Here is a 17,416-nt window from a genome sequence, read left to right as displayed (position 1 = left end):
TGACGAATTCTTGTGAACAGCTACCTTCGCTCGGTCGCGCCCATCTCGGCGGAGCTCTTGGCTTCCTGGGTGAGCTCGGCGGAGAGCGCGGCGGTCTGCGCTGGCGTCCCCCAGCTCGGTTCCTCGCTGCCGTCGCCCCAAGCGCGGGGGCGATAGAAGGTGTGGACGCCGGTCTTGTACATCTTCTTCATCTCGGCCACCCAGGACGGGCGCACCCAATAGGCGTGGTAGTGCGTGGACTTACCGACCTCGGGCAGCCAGATCTGGCCGTCGAGCATGGCCTTGGAGATCTTTTTCGCACGCTCCCACATCTCGGGCTCGCGGATCACGTCGGCATTGTTGTCGCAGGCAAAGGTGAACTGGCAGGCGAGATGGCGGTGCTTGTTCTGATAGACCGCGCCGCACACGGTGTCGGGATATTTGCCGGAGAACACGCGGTTCATCACCACCTGCGCAACCGCCATCTGGCCGCGCACGGCCTCGCCGCGGGACTCGAAATAGACGGCCTCCGCGAGGCATTTTTCGGACTTCGCGCGCGACTTGTCGTCGAGCGCGAGCCGCTCCGCCGGCGATCTGGCGCGCTGGTTGTCGACGTTGACCTCACCCTTCGGCGCGACGCTCTCGCCGCTTTCGATATCCTTCGCAATTTCCTCCGACGGCGGCGACAGCGAGGCCGTCACCTTCATGTCGGGGTCGGGCATCACGATCAGCGGCTCCGCACCCGGTTGCCAGCTCTCGATGCTCTCGACGTTGCCGCCGAGCGAGGAGCTCCCGAAGAACAGGTTCGAGGTCTTGACGCGGAATGGATCGCGCGGCGGTGCGGCCGGTATGGTGGCCTGCTTCAGCGCTTCGAGCGGCTGGAGCGCGAGCGAGCGCGCAGCATCACTGGCTTGTGGTGCATTGGTGTATTGCGGCAGCGGCGGCGCGCGCAGCGCTTCCGCGAGTTCGGGATCGAGCGCGGCCGCGGACTCCGGCGACATCGCCTGTGGCAGCGCGACGGTTTTGGCGCCGAACACCGAGCTGTTCGACGTTGCGGGATCTTCCTGCGTCGGCGCTGCCGTCGGCGCACCCGCTTCGGGAGCCTGCGTCGGTGTGACCGTTGCGAGGCGATCACCCTTCATGGAGCGATCGACCTTGGGAAAATCGGCGGCCTGGTAGCGCGGCGGCGCCTGAAGCGCCGGATTGCGGCTGATCGCGCCGGTGACGTCACGGCCGTCGAGGCTCGCGAGACGAACCATCGCGCTCTGCGGAGCCGAAGTGCCGATCGGCCGGGAAAAACTGTAAGTGGCGAGCTGGATGGAAGACGCAGCAGAGAACACCTGCTTCTGCCAACGCTCCGCGACGCCGGGTTGGCGCGCCAGCAGCGAGGCAATGTCCTGATAGCCGGTCTCTCTCGGCATCAATGCGAAGATGCAGAGACCGATGCCGAAGGACGCGAACCGCGCGCCCTTCGGATGGGTACGCAACAAAAACATCGATACGCTCACGCTACGCTTACGCTAGAAAAATCGAGCCGCAGTACATCCGTGCAATTCGATCTTTATCGTGAGTATCTAATTTAGGTTGCCGGGGCGTTAATCGGCGTTGCGCTTGCGGCACACGCAAGCAATCGCAGGTGTTTTCACGGGGTGATGATGCGCCTTGGTAAATGCGCCCTCACGCGAGGGGGTAAACAATTGGTCAACGCGAATGGTGAAGGAACTCTTGCGCGCACGTCTCATTACGGGACGCGCGCTGAGTTCCCGCTACTGCGATGTGCTCACACGCACGCGCTCAAGCTCGTCATTGCGAGGAGCTCTTGCGACGAAGCAATCGAGACTGCTGCCGCAGGAAGATTCTGGATTGCTTCGCTGCGCTCGCAATGACGGCGTGGAAGCAGTCGAGCCTCAAAATGAAAAGAGGCGGGGTTTTGCCCCGCCTCTTTCGCTCTCAATATTTCAGGTCGCCGCTCCGATTATGCCTGGCTCGCCACCGCCTTGCCGAGCGCGGCTTGCGCGGCGGCGAGGCGGGCGATCGGGACGCGGTAGGGCGAGCAGGAGACGTAGTCGAGGCCGATCGCATGGCAGAAGGCGACGGAGGCGGGATCGCCGCCGTGCTCGCCGCAGATGCCGACCTTGAGCGAGGCGCGCGTCTTACGACCGCGTGCGACGCCGATCTTGACGAGCTCGCCGACGCCTTCCTGGTCGAGCGCGACGAAGGGATCGATCGGCAGGATGCCCTTGGACACGTAGGTGCCGAGGAAGCTCGCGGCATCGTCACGGCTGATGCCGTACGTCGTTTGCGTGAGGTCATTGGTGCCGAACGAGAAGAACTCGGCGCTCTCCGCGATCTCGGCCGCGAGCAGGCAGGCGCGCGGCAGCTCGATCATTGTGCCGACCTGATAGGTCAGCTTGGTGTTGGTGTCGCGCATCACCGCCTTCGCGGTGGAATCGATGCGCGCCTTGACGAGGTCGAGCTCCATCTTGGTGGCGATCAGCGGCACCATCACCTCGAGGCCGACGGCCTTGCCGGTGCGCTTCTCGGCCTCGACCGCTGCTTCGAAGATCGCACGCGCCTGCATTTCGGCGATCTCGGGATAGGCGATCGCGATACGGCAGCCGCGGAAGCCGAGCATCGGATTGAACTCCGAAAGCTCGCGCGCGCGGTCGGCCAGGCGCCGCGGGTCGGTGTTCATGGCGCGGGCCACTTCCTCGACCTCGGCATGGGTGTGCGGAAGGAACTCGTGCAGCGGCGGATCAAGCAAACGGATCGTGACGGGCAGGCCCTTCATGATCTCGAACAGCTCGACGAAGTCGGCGCGCTGCATCGGCAGCAGCTTTGCCAGCGCAGCGCGGCGCGACTGCTCGTCCTCGGAGAGGATCATCTCCCGCACCGTGCGGATGCGCGTCTCCTCGAAGAACATGTGCTCGGTACGGCAGAGACCGATGCCTTCCGCGCCGAACTTGATCGCGGTATGCGCGTCCTCCGGCGTGTCCGCGTTGACGCGCACGCCGATCTTACGGACCTGGTCGGCCCATTTCATCAGCGTGCCGAACTCGCCGGACAGCTCGGGCTCGATCATCGGCATGCGGCCGGCGAGCACCTGGCCGAGCGAGCCGTCGATGGTGATGACGTCGCCGGTCTTGAAGGTGCGCGAGCCGATGCTCATGGTACCGCGGCCGTAATCGACCCGGATGGTGCCGCAACCGGAGACGCAGGGCTTGCCCATGCCGCGCGCGACCACCGCAGCATGCGAGGTCATGCCGCCGCGGGTGGTCAAGATGCCTTCGGCGGCGTGCATGCCGTGGATGTCTTCGGGGCTGGTCTCGATCCGGACCAGAATCACCTTGCGTCCGTCGGCCTGAAGCTTGGCCGCTTCGTCCGAGGAGAACACGATCTCGCCGGAGGCCGCACCCGGCGAGGCCGGCAGGCCGGTCGCGATCACGTCGCGCTTGGCGTTGGGGTCGATGGTCGGATGCAGCAGCTGATCGAGCGAGGCCGGGTCGATCCGCGTCACCGCTTCCTTCTTGGTGATCAGGCCTTCATTGGCGAGCTCGACCGCGATGCGGAGCGCCGCTTTCGCGGTGCGCTTGCCGCCGCGGGTCTGCAGCATCCAAAGCTTGCCCTGCTCGACCGTGAACTCCATGTCCTGCATGTCGCGGTAGTGCTTCTCGAGCAACGTGTAGATCCGCGTCAGCTCCTTGAAGGCCTCCGGCATCGCCGATTCCATCGACGCCTTGTCGGAGCCCGAGTCCTTCCGCGCTTCCTCGGTGATGTCCTGCGGCGTGCGGATGCCGGCGACCACGTCCTCGCCTTGCGCGTTGATCAGGAACTCGCCGTAGAGCTTGCTCTCGCCGGTCGAGGGATTGCGCGTGAAGGCAACGCCGGTCGCCGAGGTCTCGCCCATGTTGCCGAACACCATGGCCTGCACGTTGACCGCGGTGCCCCAGGATTCCGGAATGTCGTGCAGTCTGCGGTAGGTCACCGCTCGGGCGTTCATCCAGGATGAAAACACGGCGCCAATCGCGCCCCAGAGCTGGTCGTGCGGGTCCTGCGGAAAATCCTTGCCGGTTTCGCGAGCGACCGCGTCCTTGTACTTGCCGACCAGATCGACCCAGTCGTCGGCGGTGAGATCCGTGTCGAGCGTGTAGCCCTGGCTGTCCTTGAAGGTGTCGAGGATTTCCTCGAAATGATGATGCTCGAAGCCGAGCACCACGTCCGAATACATGGTGATGAAGCGGCGATAGCTGTCATAGGCGAAGCGGCGATCGCCCGACAGTTCCGAGAGCGCTTCCACGGTTTCGTCGTTGAGGCCGAGATTGAGCACGGTGTCCATCATGCCCGGCATCGAGGCGCGGCCGCCGGAACGCACGGAGACGAGCAGCGGGTTCCTGGAATCGCCGAAGATCTTGCCGGTCAACTTGCCGACATGATCGAGCGCCTTCTCAACCTGCGACCGCAGTTCCTTGGGGTAGGATTTGTCGTGCGCGTAGAAATAGGTGCAGACCGAGGTCGGGATGGTGAAGCCCGGAGGCACCGGCAGGCCGAGATTGGCCATCTCGGCGAGGTTGGCGCCCTTGCCGCCGAGCAGGTCGCGCATCTCCGCTTTGCCCTCGGCCTTGCCGTCGCCGAACGTGAACACCCACTTGCCGGCCTTGGCCGCAACAGGCGCGGCCTTGCTTGAAGCAGCCTTGCTCGGTGCGGGCTTCACGGCAACCTTCGGCGCAACTGGTTTCGTCGGTGCCTTTGCAACAGCCTTGGAAACCGACTTGGCGGCAGGCTTCACAGCCGGCTTGGCCAGCGGCTTAACAGCGGCTTTGGCCACGGGCTTCGGGGCGCGCTTGGCAAGTGCCTTGCGGGCCGCCGGCGCGGCTTTCGCCTTGGCGGAGGACTTTGATTTCGCTGGCATTTTCGCTGGAGTTTTCGAGGCGGCTTTGGCCATAGCTTGCACACAACCTGCGAGAGGAATGGGTAATTGCGGGCCTTACACCACTTTGGGCAGGTCCGCGCAAGTCGAAGAGTTCCGTAGAATGAAGGCCTAGAGATGGAGCCACTTCAACAATCCGAGCCCGATCGCACCATTTATAATGAGAAAAATCGCGACGATCAGGTTCAGGAGGCGCGGCATAATCAGGATGAGCACACCCGCAAGCAGCGACAGGATCGGCGAGATATGGGCGACGGTGATGTGCATGAATTTTCTTTCCGTGGGGTAGGGGCGAATCGCGGCGGGATCATAGCGGACTGGGTTCCGCGGGTAGAGACGCATCGGGCGCGCGCGAGTTCCCAGATCCGCGAAAACAGCCCGAAAATGCCGCGAATGCGGCGGGCGTTTTCCGGAACATCGCGGAGACGCATGCATTGGCAACCGGTCGCGCCATTGGCGCTTCACGAAACCTTCTCGAAGGAGTTGCCCATGCGGAACAGGATTCTTGCTCTTGCAGCGCTCGCGGCCGCGATCGGCTCGCCCCTTGCGGCGCAGGCGCAAAGCGGCGTCACAGTGGGACGCGCGCCCGTCGTCGTCGACAGCGGCCCGACCATTGCCGTCGAGCAGCGGCCGGCTTTCCGCGACTATGTCGTCGAACAACGCGTGCCGGCTTTCCGTATCCCGGATCGCGTGGTGGTCGGTGCCACGTTACCTGAAAGCGGCGTCACCTATTATGACGTGCCGCAGCGTTTCGGCGCCACCACCTATCGCTACACCGTCGTGAACGGCGAGACCGTGCTGGTCGAGCCGCGCTCGCGACGCATCGTCGAGGTGATGGACTAGCACTTTCACGGGATCAACTAGGTGTCCGGCGCGTCACATCAATCAGGCTGACGCGAGCAGTATAGTCGGACATCAGGCCCCGCCCGGTCCTCCCCCCGCCGGGCGGGGCTTTTTTGTGTGGACACTCTTCGCGCACGGTAATGCGGCCACCAACTCCGTCGTCAAGGCCGGGCTTGTCCCGGCCATCCACGCGTCTCCACGAGAAGAAGGACGTGAATGCCCGGGACAAGCCCGGGCATGACGGTGTTCATTGCGCCCAAACCGCGCTCAATCCTGGATCTTCGAGAAATCCGCCACCGCACGCGTGGCGCTGCGGATCTCGTTGAGCAGCTTCAGGCGATTCTCACGCACCTTCGCATCCTCGTCGTTGACGCGAACCTTTTCGAAGAATGCATCGACCGGCGGACGTAGCTTGGCCATCGCACTCATTGCGGCCGCGAAGTCTTCCTTCGCGACAGCAGCACTTGCCTCCGCCGTCACCTCGCCGATCGCCTTGGCCAGCGCCTTCTCCTCGCCGAGACCGTAGAGCGCGGCATCCGGCGCCCCGTCGAACGTGCGCTTGTCCTTCTTCTCCTCGATGCCGAGGATATTGCTGGCGCGCTTGATGCCGGCGAGCAAATTCTTGCCGTCCTCGGACTCGAGGAATTTGCCGAGCGCCTCGACGCGGCGAACGATCATCAGAAGGTCATCCTGGCCACCGAGCGCGAACACGGCGTCGACGAGATCGTGCCGCGCGCCCTGCTCGCGGAGCTGAACTTTCAGGCGATCTGCGAAGAAGGCGAGCAGGTCGCTCGGAAGCTTCTGCGCATCGGCAGGCTTCAAGGACAAGGCGGCGAGTGCGGATGCCGCCATCTTCATGAGCGACAGACGTAGTCCGTTCTCGGTGATCAGCCTGATCACGCCCAGCGCCGCACGACGCAGTGCATATGGGTCCTTGCTTCCCGTCGGCTTCTCGTCGATTGCCCAGAAGCCCACCAGCGTATCGAGCTTGTCCGCGAGCGCCACCGCGACGCTGACCGGATCGGTCGGCACGCGATCCGCAGGCCCCTGCGGCTTGTAGTGCTCCTCGCAAGCGGCGGCCACGGAGGCATCCTCGCCCTGGGCCAGCGCGTAGTACTTGCCCATCAGGCCCTGCACCTCGGGGAATTCGCCAACGACGTCGGTCAGCAAATCCGCCTTCGCCAGATGCGCGGCTCGCGTCGCCTTTGCCACATCGGCGGCGACCAGCGGCGCGATCTCGCCGGCGAGGCGTTCGATGCGCTTGATACGCGCGGCCTGGGTGCCGAGCTTCTCGTGAAACACGATCTGCTCGAACTTCGGCAGCCGGTCTTCCAGCTTCGTCTTCAGGTCCGTCTCATAGAAGAACTTCGCATCCGACAGGCGCGGACGGATCACGCGCTCGTTGCCGGCGACGATGGTCTTGCCGCCGTCGGCCGCCTCGATGTTCGCCGTGAGGACGAACTTGTTCGTCAGCTTGCCCGTCTTGGGATCTTTGACGACGAAGCACTTCTGGTTGTTGCGGATGGTGGCGCGGATCACCTCGTCGGGAATCGCGAGATATTCCGCTTCGAACGATCCCATCATGACGACGGGCCATTCGACGAGGCCCGAAACCTCATCGAGCAGCACCTGGTCCTCGACCAGTTCGAACCCTTGGGCGAACGTCAGCTCCTTGGCGTCGGCAAAGATGATGTCCTTGCGCGCCTGCGGATCGAGGATGACCTTGGCAGCCTTCAGCTTCGCTTCGTAATCCTCGAAGCGGCGCACGGAAATCGCGCTAGGTGCCATGAAACGATGGCCGTAGGTGGTCTGGCCGGCCTCGATGCCGTCCACCGAGAATTTGACGACATCGGGCTCTTCGGTTTCGAGCCCGAACGTCGCGGTGATCGCGTGCAGCGGACGCACCCAGCTCAGCGAGCCCGGCTTGCCGGAGCGCGCACCCCAGCGCATCGATTTCGGCCAGGGGAAGGTGCGGATGATCACGGGAAGGATTTCCGCGAGCACGTCGATCGCGTCGCGGCCGGGCTTCTCGATCAGCGCGATGTAGAAGTCGCCCTTCGGATCGCGCTGGATCTTGGCCTCATCCAGAGACGTCAAACCGGTCGCTTTCAGAAAACCCTGCACGGCCGCATCGGCCGCGCCGATCTTCGGTCCACGGCGTTCGGTCTTCAGGTCAGGCTGGCGCGCAGGGATGCCGTGCACGGTGAGCGCGAGGCGGCGCGGCGTCGCGAACGCCTTCGCGCCCTCGTAGACGAGACCTTCGGCGACGAGCTTGTCGGTGACCATGCGGCGCAGATCGTCGGCCGCCTTGGCCTGCATGCGCGCGGGGATTTCTTCGGAGAACAGTTCAAGCAAAAGATCGGGCATCAGGCCGCTCCGCCCGCTTCAGTATGTATCCAGGCCTCGCCGCAAGCCTTTGCCAATTCGCGCACGCGAAGAATGTAGCTCTGCCGCTCCGTCACCGAGATCACGCCGCGCGCGTCGAGCAGGTTGAACACGTGGCTCGCCTTGATGCACTGGTCATAAGCCGGCAGCGACATCAGATGGGCCTCGCGCTTGCCGTCCTTCCAACCCGCATCGAGGTATTTCCGGCAGGCGGCTTCCGCCATCTTGAACTGCTCGAACAGCATCGCGGTGTCGGCGACTTCGAAATTGTGCTTCGAATATTCCCGCTCGGCCTGGAGGAAGACATCACCATAGGTGACCTTGGCGTCACCGTCGCGGCCGTTGAAGTTGAGGTCGTAGACGCGATCGACGCCCTGCACGTACATCGCGAGCCGCTCGAGGCCGTAGGTGAGCTCGCCCGCGACCGGCGCGCATTCGACACCCGCAACCTGCTGGAAATAGGTGAACTGGCTGACTTCCATGCCGTCGCACCAGCACTCCCAGCCGAGGCCCCAGGCACCCAGCGTCGGGCTCTCCCAGTCGTCCTCGACGAAGCGAATGTCGTGCACGGCGGAATCGATGCCGATCGCGGCGAGCGACTTCAGATACAGCTCCTGAAGGTTCGGTGGCGACGGCTTCATGATCACCTGGAACTGGTAGTAGTGCTGCATCCGGTTCGGATTCTCGCCGTAGCGGCCGTCCTTGGGCCGGCGCGAGGGCTGCACATAGGCCGCATTCCAGGGCTTTGGCCCGAGTGCGCGCAGCGTGGTCGCCGGATGGAAGGTACCCGCACCCATTTCCATGTCGTAGGGCTGCAGGATCACGCAGCCCTGCTCGGCCCAGAACCGCTGGAGCGCGAGGATGAAGCCCTGGAACGAGCGTTCCGGGCGCATATGGGCGGGCAAGGAGGCGTCCATCGTCAGATCGGGCTCTCGCGGGGGGTTGAATCGCGCGGGACCGTATCGACGGCAGGGGTGGGAATCAAGGCAAAGGGGGCCAATCCCGTCATGCCCCGGCATCCGCGTTTTTCGTGCGTCAGGCAAGGCGTGGATGGCCGGGACAAGCCCGGCCATGACGAGCGCAGCACCTAACCCGGCCGATAGGCTCCGGTCACGGGATCCTGTTTCAGCGTCTGGACGGCCCCCCTATGGGCGGCCTCGGCGACGCGCGAGAGGCGCATCTCCTCCAGCTCCTGGTTGATCCTGACAGCGGTCTTGTAGGCCCAGCGGACCACGGCAAGCCCGCCCAGGACGCCCGCGAATGCGACGAACGGCGGCATCGGTCGTTCCTTGTTCACAATGCTCAGCCCCCACGCGCATTCTTGCGCAGACCGGGCCGCGCCGCAATTGGCACGGCTTCAAGTCTCCTTGGGGCCAAATGGCGCGGCAGGGCTCCGTCTAGAATCCGAATTTCGCCCAAATCGCCCGCGTCTCGACCGCGGAGATCAGCTCGTCCGGCAGGCTGGCCATTGATTCCATGGCCGAAAGCTGCCCCGCGCCGGGCGATTTCCGACCCAAAAGGCCGGAGAGCAGACCGGTCGGCTGGGCAATCACGGGGGTGAGAACCTTCTCGCCAAAGCGGGCACGAAGAGTTGAGCGGAGATCGCCGATGCTGTCGGCGAGCCCCAGCGCGATCGAACTCTCGCCGGCCCAGTATTCGCCCGTGAACAGGGTGTCGTCGGAGCCCTTCAACCGCGCGCCGCGGCTTTCCTTCACCAGCGCGATGAAGATCTGGTGGATCTCGCGCTGGAGCGCCTTCAGCTTGGCGACGTCGTCGGGGTTTTCAGGGAGAAACGGGTCGAGCATCGCCTTGTGCGCGCCGGCGGTGTAGAGGCGCCGCTCGATGCCGAGCCGCTTGATCGCCTCCTGGAAACCAAAGCTGCCGCCGACCACGCCGATCGAACCGAGAATCGAGGACGGATCGCAGATGATCTCGTCGCCGGCGCAGGCGATCATGTAGCCGCCGGAGGCCGCGACGTCCTCGACGAACACCAGCACCGGCAGCTTCTTCTCCGCCGCGAGCTGCTTGATGCGCAGGTAGATCTGGCGCGACTGCACCGGCGAGCCGCCGGGCGAATTGATCACCAGCGCCACCGCCTTGGCGTTGCGCGTCGAAAACGCCCGCTCCAGCACCCGCGAAACGGTCGCGAGCGTCATGCCCGGGCGCAGCGGCGTCACTGCACCGATCACACCGGACAGCCGCACCACCGGCACCACGGCCGTGCCGGGACGGAAGCGCGCTGGCAGATATTGCATGAGCTTGTCGGCCAGGCCGGAATTCTCACGATCGTTCAATTGTTCGGCCATGCCGTTACCTCTGATTAACTATTTCTTATCACGCGACTGTCATTGGAAGGGCCCGGAACGTGTTTTGCAGAAACCCCGTTGAGAGGCTGCAATGGGCCAGCGGAGAACACCATGAAAATCTATCTGCTGATGCTGCTGATCGGTGCGCTGTTCATGGCGATCCGCCTGACGACTCCGCAAGAGCAGGAATCGCTTCCGCAATAGCTCAGCACGGTTCCACCAGGGGTAGAACCGCCCTTCCCTCCAGAATATCCATCACCTCTTTAGGCACGCGTGATTCCTCGTTGAGCACGAGGCCCGGTAACAATCGTGCCGGGGCCCTCCCGCCCTTGACCGCGCGCACCAGCACGCGGATCGCGGGCCGCCCGGCTTCACCGTGAACCGGCAGAATCGCGAGACTGCCGAAGCCGCGAGACAGTCCCGCCAAAACCTCCGCGATCCCATCTGCGCGCCAAATCAATGTCAGCGCGCCATTCGAGCGGAGGATGCGCCGCGCCGCGTGCACCCAGGCATTCAGCGTCTCATCCGTCGCCACATGCGCGATCTGGCGCGCCTGATCGGGCGAGCCGCGATGGCGAGCGGGATCGTTGAAGGGCGGGTTCATCAGCACCACGTCGACGCTGTCCGGCACGAGCCCGCTGGCCGCGAAGGCCTGCGCGTCCGCGGTGACGTCGAGCACGATCGTCTCGGCGGCAATCGCATTCGCTGCCGCATTGGCGCGCGCAAGCTCCGCCAGCTGGGGATCGATCTCGACCAGGCCGAGCCTGATCCCGGCAACGCGCCGCGCCAACGCAAGCCCGGCCGTGCCGATGCCGGCGCCGAGATCGACGACGCGGTCGCCCGCGCTCGCCTCCGTCGCCGCCGCGAGCAGAATGGCGTCGTGCCCCGCGCGATGGCCGGACCGCTTCTGCTTCAGCCGCAATTGCCCGCCGAGAAAGGCGTCCTCGGTGAGGTCTGCCAGTGCTTCACTCATCGCCGCGCAGTTCGTGGCTGAGGCCGGCCTCGGTCAGAAGCTGCCGGGCTTCGAGGGCGTCGTCCTCATGGACTAGGATCCGCCGCGGCAAAATGCCAAGCGAGCCCTCGATGATGCTCATGTTCTGGTCGAGCACCAGATGATGGATGTTGGCGCCGTCGAGCAGCGCGCCGATCGCCGACACCAGCACCATATCGTTGGTCCGAACCAGTTCTCGCAAAACACAGGCCTCCTGCCTGACGGGGATTAAGCGCCAAATGTCAATGGTTCCACGGCCCTTGCCGCATCCCCGTCCAGTTTCTATTGTCTTTCCATCAGAATAGCCCTTCCGGGGCAAATATTGGAGACCGGCGTGGCCGTCATCGTACCTTTCGAAACTCCCGGCGCGTCGATCGAAGAGCTGGTTGCCCTTGTCGCCGGTGACATGGAGCGCGTCAACGCCACGATCCTGTCGCGGACCGGTTCGGACGTGACCATGATCCCGGAGGTCGCCAACCATTTGATCTCCTCCGGGGGCAAGCGCCTGCGGCCGATGCTGACGCTGGCCATGGCCAACCTCGCCGGCTACACCGGCGACGGCCATATCAAGCTCGCCGCCAGCGTCGAGTTCATGCATACCGCCACCCTGCTCCATGACGACGTCGTCGACGAAAGCGAGATGCGCCGCGGCAAGCTGTCGGCGCGGATGCTCTGGGGCAATGAGGCGAGCGTGCTGGTCGGCGACTTCCTGCTCGGCCAGGCTTTCCGCATGATGGTCGAGGTCGGCTCGCTCCGCGCGCTCGACATTCTCTCCGCCGCCGCCGCCACCATCGCCGAGGGCGAGGTGATGCAGCTTGCCGCCGCCAAGAACACCGCGACCACCGAGGACGAATATCTCGCCGTGATCCGCGGCAAGACCGCCGAGCTGTTCGCGGCCGCTTGCGAGGTCGGACCCGTGATCGCCAACCGCCCGAAGGCGGAGCAGACCGCCTGCCGCTCGGTCGGTATGAATCTCGGCATCGCCTTCCAGCTCGTCGACGACGTGCTCGACTATGGCGGCAAGAGCGCCAAGCTCGGCAAGAACACCGGCGACGATTTCCGCGAGGGCAAGATCACGCTGCCCGTCGTGCTCGCTTTCCGCCGCGGCAACGACACCGAGCGCGCCTTCTGGATCCGCGCGCTCGAGCGCGGCGAGATCGGCGACACCGACCTCGACCACGCCATCGGGTTGATGAACAAGCATCGCGCGCTCGAAGATACGCGCAGCCGCGCCCAGCACTACGGCGCCATGGCGGTGGACGCGCTGGCGCTATTCCCGTCCTCGCCGATGAAGAGCGCGCTGGAGCAGGTCGTGGCGTTCTGTCTGGCTCGGTCGCATTAGCTACTTGCATCCTTAGCGCTTGCTGGTAGCCACACGCTCAGTGTCGTCCCGGCGAAGGCCGGGACCCATTACCCCGGTCAGCGTTGTCTTAGCGCCTGTGGCAACCATCGTGCACCACAACAACAGTCGTGGCTATGGGGCCCGGCCTTCGCCGGGACGACATCGTTGAGGTAGCGCCACCACTGCATCAACAGCGTCACTGCGAACGCAGCGAAGCAATCTAGAATCTTTTCGCAGAGGGACTCTAGATTGCTTCGCTCCGCTCGCAATGACCGAGCAAGGAGCGCGGGCGTCGCTCGCCAACTCGCATCCTATCACAGAGATAGTTTTGCAGCCCCGCACCTCGTCCTCCCATGCGGGGAAGCTGCCCCTTGTCACTTGCATTTTGAAAGTTACATCCCTACTTTCGAACCATGCAGCCCAAATCCCCCTCCATCCAGGAATGTCCGGTCGGCCGCGCCGTGGAGACGGTCGGCGAATGGTGGAGCATCTTGATCCTGCGGGATGCGTTCCAGGGCGCAACGAAGTTCGACGAATTTTCGCAAAGCCTCGGGATCGCGCCGAACATCCTGTCCCGGCGATTGGCCCATCTCACGGAAAGCGGCATGTTCGTCCGCCGCCGCTACAATGAACGGCCGCCGCGCTACGAATATGTGCTGACGGACAAGGCCCGGGACTTCTTTCCCGTGGTCGCAACCCTGCTCGCCTGGGGCAACAAGCATCTCGCACCGAAGGGCGAAGCGATCCTGCTCGCGAACAGGCACGATCGTCGTCCGTTCAATCCGGTCGTGGTCGATGCCGCCGACATGCAGCCGATCACGCTCACCAATGCGGTCATCATCGCCGGTCCCCGCGCCAGCCGTGTCATGCGCAAACGGCTGACCTCGCTCAAAGCCATGAACCCGGCCGTCGCGCCGGCTGGAGACTGACATGCGTCGTATCGTCGTAACGGGAATGGGCGCGGTGTCGCCGCTTGGCTGCGGCGTCGAGCTGTCCTGGCGCCGGCTGCTGGCCGGTCAAAGCGGGCTGCGCCCGCTGCCGGAATGGTCGCAGGCGCTGCCCGCACGCGTTGCCGGCCTCGTGCCCGACAAGGCCGAGGACGTGGACGGCGGCTTCGATCCCGCGCAGGCCGCCGCGCCGAAAGACCAGCGCAAGATGGACCGCTTCATCCTGTTCGCGCTGCTCGCTACCGCGGAGGCGGTTGCGCAGGCCGGCTGGACGCCGCAGGACGCGGCGGCTTTGGAGAGGACTGCGACGATCATCGCCTCCGGGGTCGGCGGCTTTCCGGCGATGGCGGAAGCAGTGCGCATCACCGAACAACGCGGCCCGCGCCGGCTGTCGCCGTTCACGATCCCCTCCTTCCTCGCCAATCTCGCGGCCGGCCACGTCTCGATCAAATACGGCTACAAGGGAGCGCTGGGCACACCGGTCACGGCGTGCGCCGCCGGCGTTCAGGCGATCGGCGATGCCGCGCGCATGATCCGCGCGGGCGAGGCTGATGTGGCGATCTGCGGCGGCGCGGAAGCCTGCATCGACATTGTCAGCCTCGGCGGCTTTGCCGCGGCCCGCGCACTGTCGAGCGGGTTCAACGACGCGCGCGCCTCGCGCCCGTTCGATCGCGACCGCGACGGTTTTGTCATGGGCGAAGGCGCCGGCATCCTGGTGATCGAGGAGATGGAGCATGCATTGGCGCGCGGCGCGACGCCGATCGCGGAGATCGTCGGATACGGCACGACCGCGGACGCCTATCACATGACATCGGGTCCGCCTGACGGCGACGGCGCCCGGCGCGCCATGGAGATCGCGCTCCGGCAGGCCAAGCTAGCGCCCGCGGATTTGCAGCACCTGAACGCGCATGCGACGTCGACGCCGGCAGGCGACGAGAGTGAACTCGGCGCGATTGCCGCGCTGTTCGGTCGTCACCGCGGCATCGCCGTGAGCGCGACCAAGTCGGCTACCGGCCATCTGCTCGGCGCCGCCGGTGGCTTGGAAGCGATCTTCACCGTGCTCGCCCTGCGCGACCAGATCGCACCGCCGACGCTCAATCTCGAAAACCCCGATCCTGCCGCAGACGGCATCGACATCGTCGCCGGTGCGGCGCGCCCGATGCCGATGCAGCACGCGATCTCGAACGGGTTCGGCTTCGGCGGGGTGAACGCCAGCGTGATCTTCCGCCGGATGGGCTGAACGACGGGCCTTGCAACGACGGGCCTTGCAATCGCGGCAAGCATCGCTACCAAAGCAGGATGATCAATACGAATTTCTGGCTGTTCCTGGCCGCCGCTTGTCTCATCGCCGCCGTTCCCGGCCCCGGCATTTTCTACGTGGCGGCACGGACCCTTTCGGAAGGGCGCGCCAGCGGTTTTGCATCGACCGCAGGCACCGCGCTCGGCGGGCTGGTTCATGTGGTCGCAGGCAGCCTCGGCATCTCCGCGATCATCCTAGCCAGCGCCGAGCTGTTTGCCGCCGTGAAATTCGTCGGCGCACTCTATCTGGTCTGGCTCGGCATCAGGACTTTTCGCGGCGCCAGCCGCGCGCTGTCATTCGACAGCAAGCCCGTCGGCGACAAGCAAGCCTTTCGCGACGGCGTGCTGGTCGAGGCGCTGAACCCGAAGACCGCCGCCTTCTTCCTCGCCTTCATTCCGCAGTTCCTCGACCCGGCGGGATCGAACCCGACGCTGCAATTCATCATGCTGGGTGCGATTTCGGTGACGCTGAACACGCTCGCCGACATCGTGGTGGTGCTGATGGCCTCCGCGACACGCACGCAGTTGATCGGAAGGCTGCAGCTGATGCGGCGTCTCACCCAAGGTTCCGGCGTCTTCATCGCAGGGCTCGGCCTGTCGCTGGCACTGGCGCGGCGGCCGGTGAATGGATAGCGCCACCATGCTCGCCCCGCAAAGCCGCATCTACGAGTCTCACGGCCTGCGGCTGCACTATGCCGACTGGGGCAACGATGGCGCGCCCGTCGCCATCCTGGTCCATGGCGGGCGCGCTCACTGCCGGAGCTGGGACGTCATCGCCCGGTCGCTGCAGCCGCATTTTCACGTGCTCGCACCCGACCTGCGCGGGCACGGCGATTCCGACTGGACCAAAGGCGGCAGCTACGCGCTGACGGAGTATGTGTACGATCTCGCCCAGCTCGTCCGTGCCGTCGCGGCCCCTCAAGTCACTCTCATCGGCCATTCCATGGGCGGCATGGTCAGCCTGATCTTTACAGGGGCATTCCCCGAACAGGTCTCGAAGCTGGTCGTGCTCGACGGCGTGACGATGTTGCCGGATACACCAAAGCCGCCGGTACATGAGCGGATCGGCAAATGGGTCGGTCAGCTCGACAAGCTGCACGACCGCGCACCGCGCCGCTATTCGACCCTCGAAGACGCCGCGGCGCAGATGGTCCTTCACAACAAGCGGCTGTCCCGCGACCTTGCGCTGCATCTCGCCACCCACGGCGCGCGGCAGAACGAGGACGGCACCTATAGCTGGAAGTTCGATCCCTACCAGCGCGCCTCTGCGCCGCACCGGCTCTGGCCGGACGATCACATCGCGCTGTGGTCGCGCATCACCTGTCCGACGCTGCTCTTGAATGCCGGCGAAAGCTTTCTGGCTGGCGCGAGGGCCGCGGGCCTGGAGCGCTACTTTCCGCAGGCGCGTGTCGAGACCATCGCCGGCGCCGGACACTGGCTGCAACATGACAAGCCGCAAGAGGTGTTGGGCGAGATCCGGCGGTTTCTCGGGCTGACCTAGCTCAGCGTCCCCGCGTGCACCCACCAACCCGAATGATCCCTGCGGATCTTCTCGGCGGCGGCATGCGCCTCGGCAAATACGCCATAGATCGCAAAACACGTCGCACCCGAGCCGGACATGCGGGCGAGCTTGACGCCGGCGGAGCCACGCAAGGCTTCCAGCACGTCGCCGATGACAGGCTCGATGCGCATCGCGGGGGCTTCGAGATCGTTGGCGACGGTCTCGAGCGTGTCGACCCAATCGGCAATGGAGGCGCCCTCGCCCGGCCAGGCCGGACCGTCGAAGACGGACGTGGCGCCGACCAGGAGTTCGCCGTTGCGCAGGCCCAGCGCCTGAAACACATCCTTGGTCGCGACCGGCACGCGCGGATTGACCATCACGCAGGGCATGCTCGGCAACGCCAGCGGCAGCAGCTGTTCGCCGACACCGGTCATGTCACAGGCGCGCGAGAACAGACACACCGGCACGTCGGCACCGGTCGCAAGCGCAACCTTCTGGAGGCGGGCGTCGTCGAGCGACAGATCGTTGAGACGCGCCAGCAACCGCAGCGCCGCCGCGGCGTCGGCCGAGCCGCCGCCGATGCCGGCGGCGACCGGGAGCACCTTGTCGAGCGCGAAGGCGCCCAGCTTCAGGTTCGGGACGGCTTCGGCCAGGAGCTTGGCCGCCTTGAACACGAGATTGTCGGCCATATCGCCGCAGGCCGCCGCGAGCGGCCCCGTCGTGGTGAGCTTCAGCTCGCCGCCGGGCTCCAGCGTGAGCCGGTCGGCGCAGTCGGCAAAAGCGACCACGCTTTCGAGATCATGATAGCCGTCGGCACGACGGCCGACCACGCGAAGGCTCAGATTGACCTTCGCGCGCCCTTCTTCAATCAACGCCGGCATAGACGACACGCCCCC

Annotated in this window: 16 protein-coding genes; 6 read left to right on the top strand and 10 right to left on the bottom strand. The window is 65.2% G+C overall.

The annotated features are described in order from the left end of the window. Positions 1 to 20: 20 nt before the first annotated feature. The 3 genes from IVB45_RS09070 to IVB45_RS09060 all read right to left on the bottom strand — a co-directional run bounded on the left by IVB45_RS09070 (position 21) and on the right by IVB45_RS09060 (position 5,173). Entirely contained in the window at positions 21 to 1,475 is a 1,455-nt protein-coding gene (locus IVB45_RS09070) for a cell wall hydrolase (RefSeq protein ID WP_247356995.1), read from the bottom strand. A gap of 479 nt (positions 1,476 to 1,954) precedes the next feature. Further along, complete coding sequence (ppdK, locus tag IVB45_RS09065) at positions 1,955 to 4,921, bottom strand: pyruvate, phosphate dikinase (RefSeq protein ID WP_247356997.1); 2,967 nt, start codon at positions 4,919 to 4,921, stop codon at positions 1,955 to 1,957. 96 nt (positions 4,922 to 5,017) lie between these two features. Then, complete coding sequence (locus tag IVB45_RS09060; RefSeq protein ID WP_007594951.1) at positions 5,018 to 5,173, bottom strand: DUF3096 domain-containing protein; 156 nt, start codon at positions 5,171 to 5,173, stop codon at positions 5,018 to 5,020. 222 nt (positions 5,174 to 5,395) lie between these two features. On the opposite strand from IVB45_RS09060, the gene IVB45_RS09055 reads away from it, so the two are divergent. Beyond that, a complete protein-coding gene (locus IVB45_RS09055) occupies positions 5,396 to 5,749 on the top strand; it encodes a DUF1236 domain-containing protein (protein WP_027568617.1) in 354 nt (117 codons plus the stop codon). Positions 5,750 to 6,016: 267 nt separating this feature from the next. On the opposite strand, the gene glyS is transcribed toward IVB45_RS09055, so the two are convergent. From glyS to IVB45_RS09025, 6 genes are all read right to left on the bottom strand, one after another. Then, the gene (gene glyS, locus IVB45_RS09050; protein ID WP_247356998.1) at positions 6,017 to 8,116 is read right to left on the bottom strand and encodes a glycine--tRNA ligase subunit beta; all 2,100 of its coding nucleotides are present in this window, start codon (positions 8,114 to 8,116) and stop codon (positions 6,017 to 6,019) included. Continuing rightward, on the bottom strand, positions 8,116 to 9,051 hold the full coding sequence (locus IVB45_RS09045; RefSeq protein ID WP_247356999.1) for a glycine--tRNA ligase subunit alpha: 936 nt from the start codon (positions 9,049 to 9,051) through the stop codon (positions 8,116 to 8,118). The genes glyS and IVB45_RS09045 overlap by 1 nt, the downstream gene beginning before the upstream one ends. Before the next feature lie 170 nt (positions 9,052 to 9,221). Further along, positions 9,222 to 9,413, bottom strand: coding sequence for a hypothetical protein (locus IVB45_RS09040; protein ID WP_007607173.1), 192 nt, complete (start codon positions 9,411 to 9,413; stop codon positions 9,222 to 9,224). Between the two features lie 118 nt (positions 9,414 to 9,531). Further along, positions 9,532 to 10,440 (bottom strand): S49 family peptidase, encoded by a 909-nt coding sequence (locus IVB45_RS09035; protein WP_247357001.1) that lies wholly within the window; start codon positions 10,438 to 10,440, stop codon positions 9,532 to 9,534. 205 nt (positions 10,441 to 10,645) lie between these two features. Further along, entirely contained in the window at positions 10,646 to 11,413 is a 768-nt protein-coding gene (locus IVB45_RS09030; protein WP_247357002.1) for a methyltransferase, read from the bottom strand. Beyond that, positions 11,406 to 11,633, bottom strand: a complete 228-nt coding sequence (locus IVB45_RS09025) for a DUF2007 domain-containing protein (protein ID WP_007594964.1) — start codon at positions 11,631 to 11,633, stop codon at positions 11,406 to 11,408. Before IVB45_RS09025 ends, IVB45_RS09030 begins: the two co-directional genes overlap by 8 nt. 132 nt (positions 11,634 to 11,765) lie before the next feature. On the opposite strand from IVB45_RS09025, the gene IVB45_RS09020 reads away from it, so the two are divergent. From IVB45_RS09020 to IVB45_RS09000, 5 genes are all read left to right on the top strand, one after another. After that, positions 11,766 to 12,773: a polyprenyl synthetase family protein gene (locus tag IVB45_RS09020; RefSeq protein WP_007594965.1), complete on the top strand. Its 1,008-nt coding sequence runs from the start codon at positions 11,766 to 11,768 to the stop codon at positions 12,771 to 12,773. Between the two features lie 413 nt (positions 12,774 to 13,186). Beyond that, the gene (locus IVB45_RS09015; RefSeq protein ID WP_247357003.1) at positions 13,187 to 13,702 is read left to right on the top strand and encodes a helix-turn-helix domain-containing protein; all 516 of its coding nucleotides are present in this window, start codon (positions 13,187 to 13,189) and stop codon (positions 13,700 to 13,702) included. Position 13,703: 1 nt separating this feature from the next. After that, complete coding sequence (fabF, locus tag IVB45_RS09010) at positions 13,704 to 14,960, top strand: beta-ketoacyl-ACP synthase II (RefSeq protein ID WP_247357005.1); 1,257 nt, start codon at positions 13,704 to 13,706, stop codon at positions 14,958 to 14,960. A 59-nt stretch (positions 14,961 to 15,019) separates the two neighbouring features. After that, on the top strand, positions 15,020 to 15,652 hold the full coding sequence (locus IVB45_RS09005) for a LysE family translocator (RefSeq protein WP_247357007.1): 633 nt from the start codon (positions 15,020 to 15,022) through the stop codon (positions 15,650 to 15,652). Between the two features lie 7 nt (positions 15,653 to 15,659). Continuing rightward, positions 15,660 to 16,520: an alpha/beta hydrolase gene (locus tag IVB45_RS09000; protein WP_247357254.1), complete on the top strand. Its 861-nt coding sequence runs from the start codon at positions 15,660 to 15,662 to the stop codon at positions 16,518 to 16,520. On the opposite strand, the gene IVB45_RS08995 is transcribed toward IVB45_RS09000, so the two are convergent. Next, a complete protein-coding gene (locus IVB45_RS08995) occupies positions 16,517 to 17,401 on the bottom strand; it encodes a 4-(cytidine 5'-diphospho)-2-C-methyl-D-erythritol kinase (RefSeq protein WP_247357008.1) in 885 nt (294 codons plus the stop codon). The genes IVB45_RS09000 and IVB45_RS08995 overlap by 4 nt on opposite strands. Between the last annotated feature and the right edge of the window lie 15 nt (positions 17,402 to 17,416).

The organism is Bradyrhizobium sp. 4 (genome assembly GCF_023100905.1).
Classification (GTDB): Bacteria; Pseudomonadota; Alphaproteobacteria; order Rhizobiales; family Xanthobacteraceae; genus Bradyrhizobium.
This window is presented reverse-complemented; position numbering and strand designations above follow the sequence as displayed.

Bases quoted from the DNA above. Each gene is read 5' to 3' on its own strand.
- ppdK (WP_247356997.1), bottom strand. From the start codon at position 4,921: ATGGCCAAAGCCGCCTCGAAAACTCCAGCGAAAATGCCAGCGAAATCA.
- IVB45_RS09055 (WP_027568617.1), top strand. From the start codon at position 5,396: ATGCGGAACAGGATTCTTGCTCTTGCAGCGCTCGCGGCCGCGATCGGC.
- IVB45_RS08995 (WP_247357008.1), bottom strand. From the start codon at position 17,401: ATGCCGGCGTTGATTGAAGAAGGGCGCGCGAAGGTCAATCTGAGCCTT.
- IVB45_RS09030 (WP_247357002.1), bottom strand. From the start codon at position 11,413: ATGAGTGAAGCACTGGCAGACCTCACCGAGGACGCCTTTCTCGGCGGG.
- IVB45_RS09070 (WP_247356995.1), bottom strand. From the start codon at position 1,475: ATGTTTTTGTTGCGTACCCATCCGAAGGGCGCGCGGTTCGCGTCCTTC.
- IVB45_RS09040 (WP_007607173.1), bottom strand. From the start codon at position 9,413: ATGCCGCCGTTCGTCGCATTCGCGGGCGTCCTGGGCGGGCTTGCCGTG.
- IVB45_RS09035 (WP_247357001.1), bottom strand. From the start codon at position 10,440: ATGGCCGAACAATTGAACGATCGTGAGAATTCCGGCCTGGCCGACAAG.
- glyS (WP_247356998.1), bottom strand. From the start codon at position 8,116: ATGCCCGATCTTTTGCTTGAACTGTTCTCCGAAGAAATCCCCGCGCGC.
- IVB45_RS09045 (WP_247356999.1), bottom strand. From the start codon at position 9,051: ATGGACGCCTCCTTGCCCGCCCATATGCGCCCGGAACGCTCGTTCCAG.
- IVB45_RS09000 (WP_247357254.1), top strand. From the start codon at position 15,660: ATGCTCGCCCCGCAAAGCCGCATCTACGAGTCTCACGGCCTGCGGCTG.
- fabF (WP_247357005.1), top strand. From the start codon at position 13,704: ATGCGTCGTATCGTCGTAACGGGAATGGGCGCGGTGTCGCCGCTTGGC.
- IVB45_RS09060 (WP_007594951.1), bottom strand. From the start codon at position 5,173: ATGCACATCACCGTCGCCCATATCTCGCCGATCCTGTCGCTGCTTGCG.
- IVB45_RS09015 (WP_247357003.1), top strand. From the start codon at position 13,187: ATGCAGCCCAAATCCCCCTCCATCCAGGAATGTCCGGTCGGCCGCGCC.
- IVB45_RS09005 (WP_247357007.1), top strand. From the start codon at position 15,020: ATGATCAATACGAATTTCTGGCTGTTCCTGGCCGCCGCTTGTCTCATC.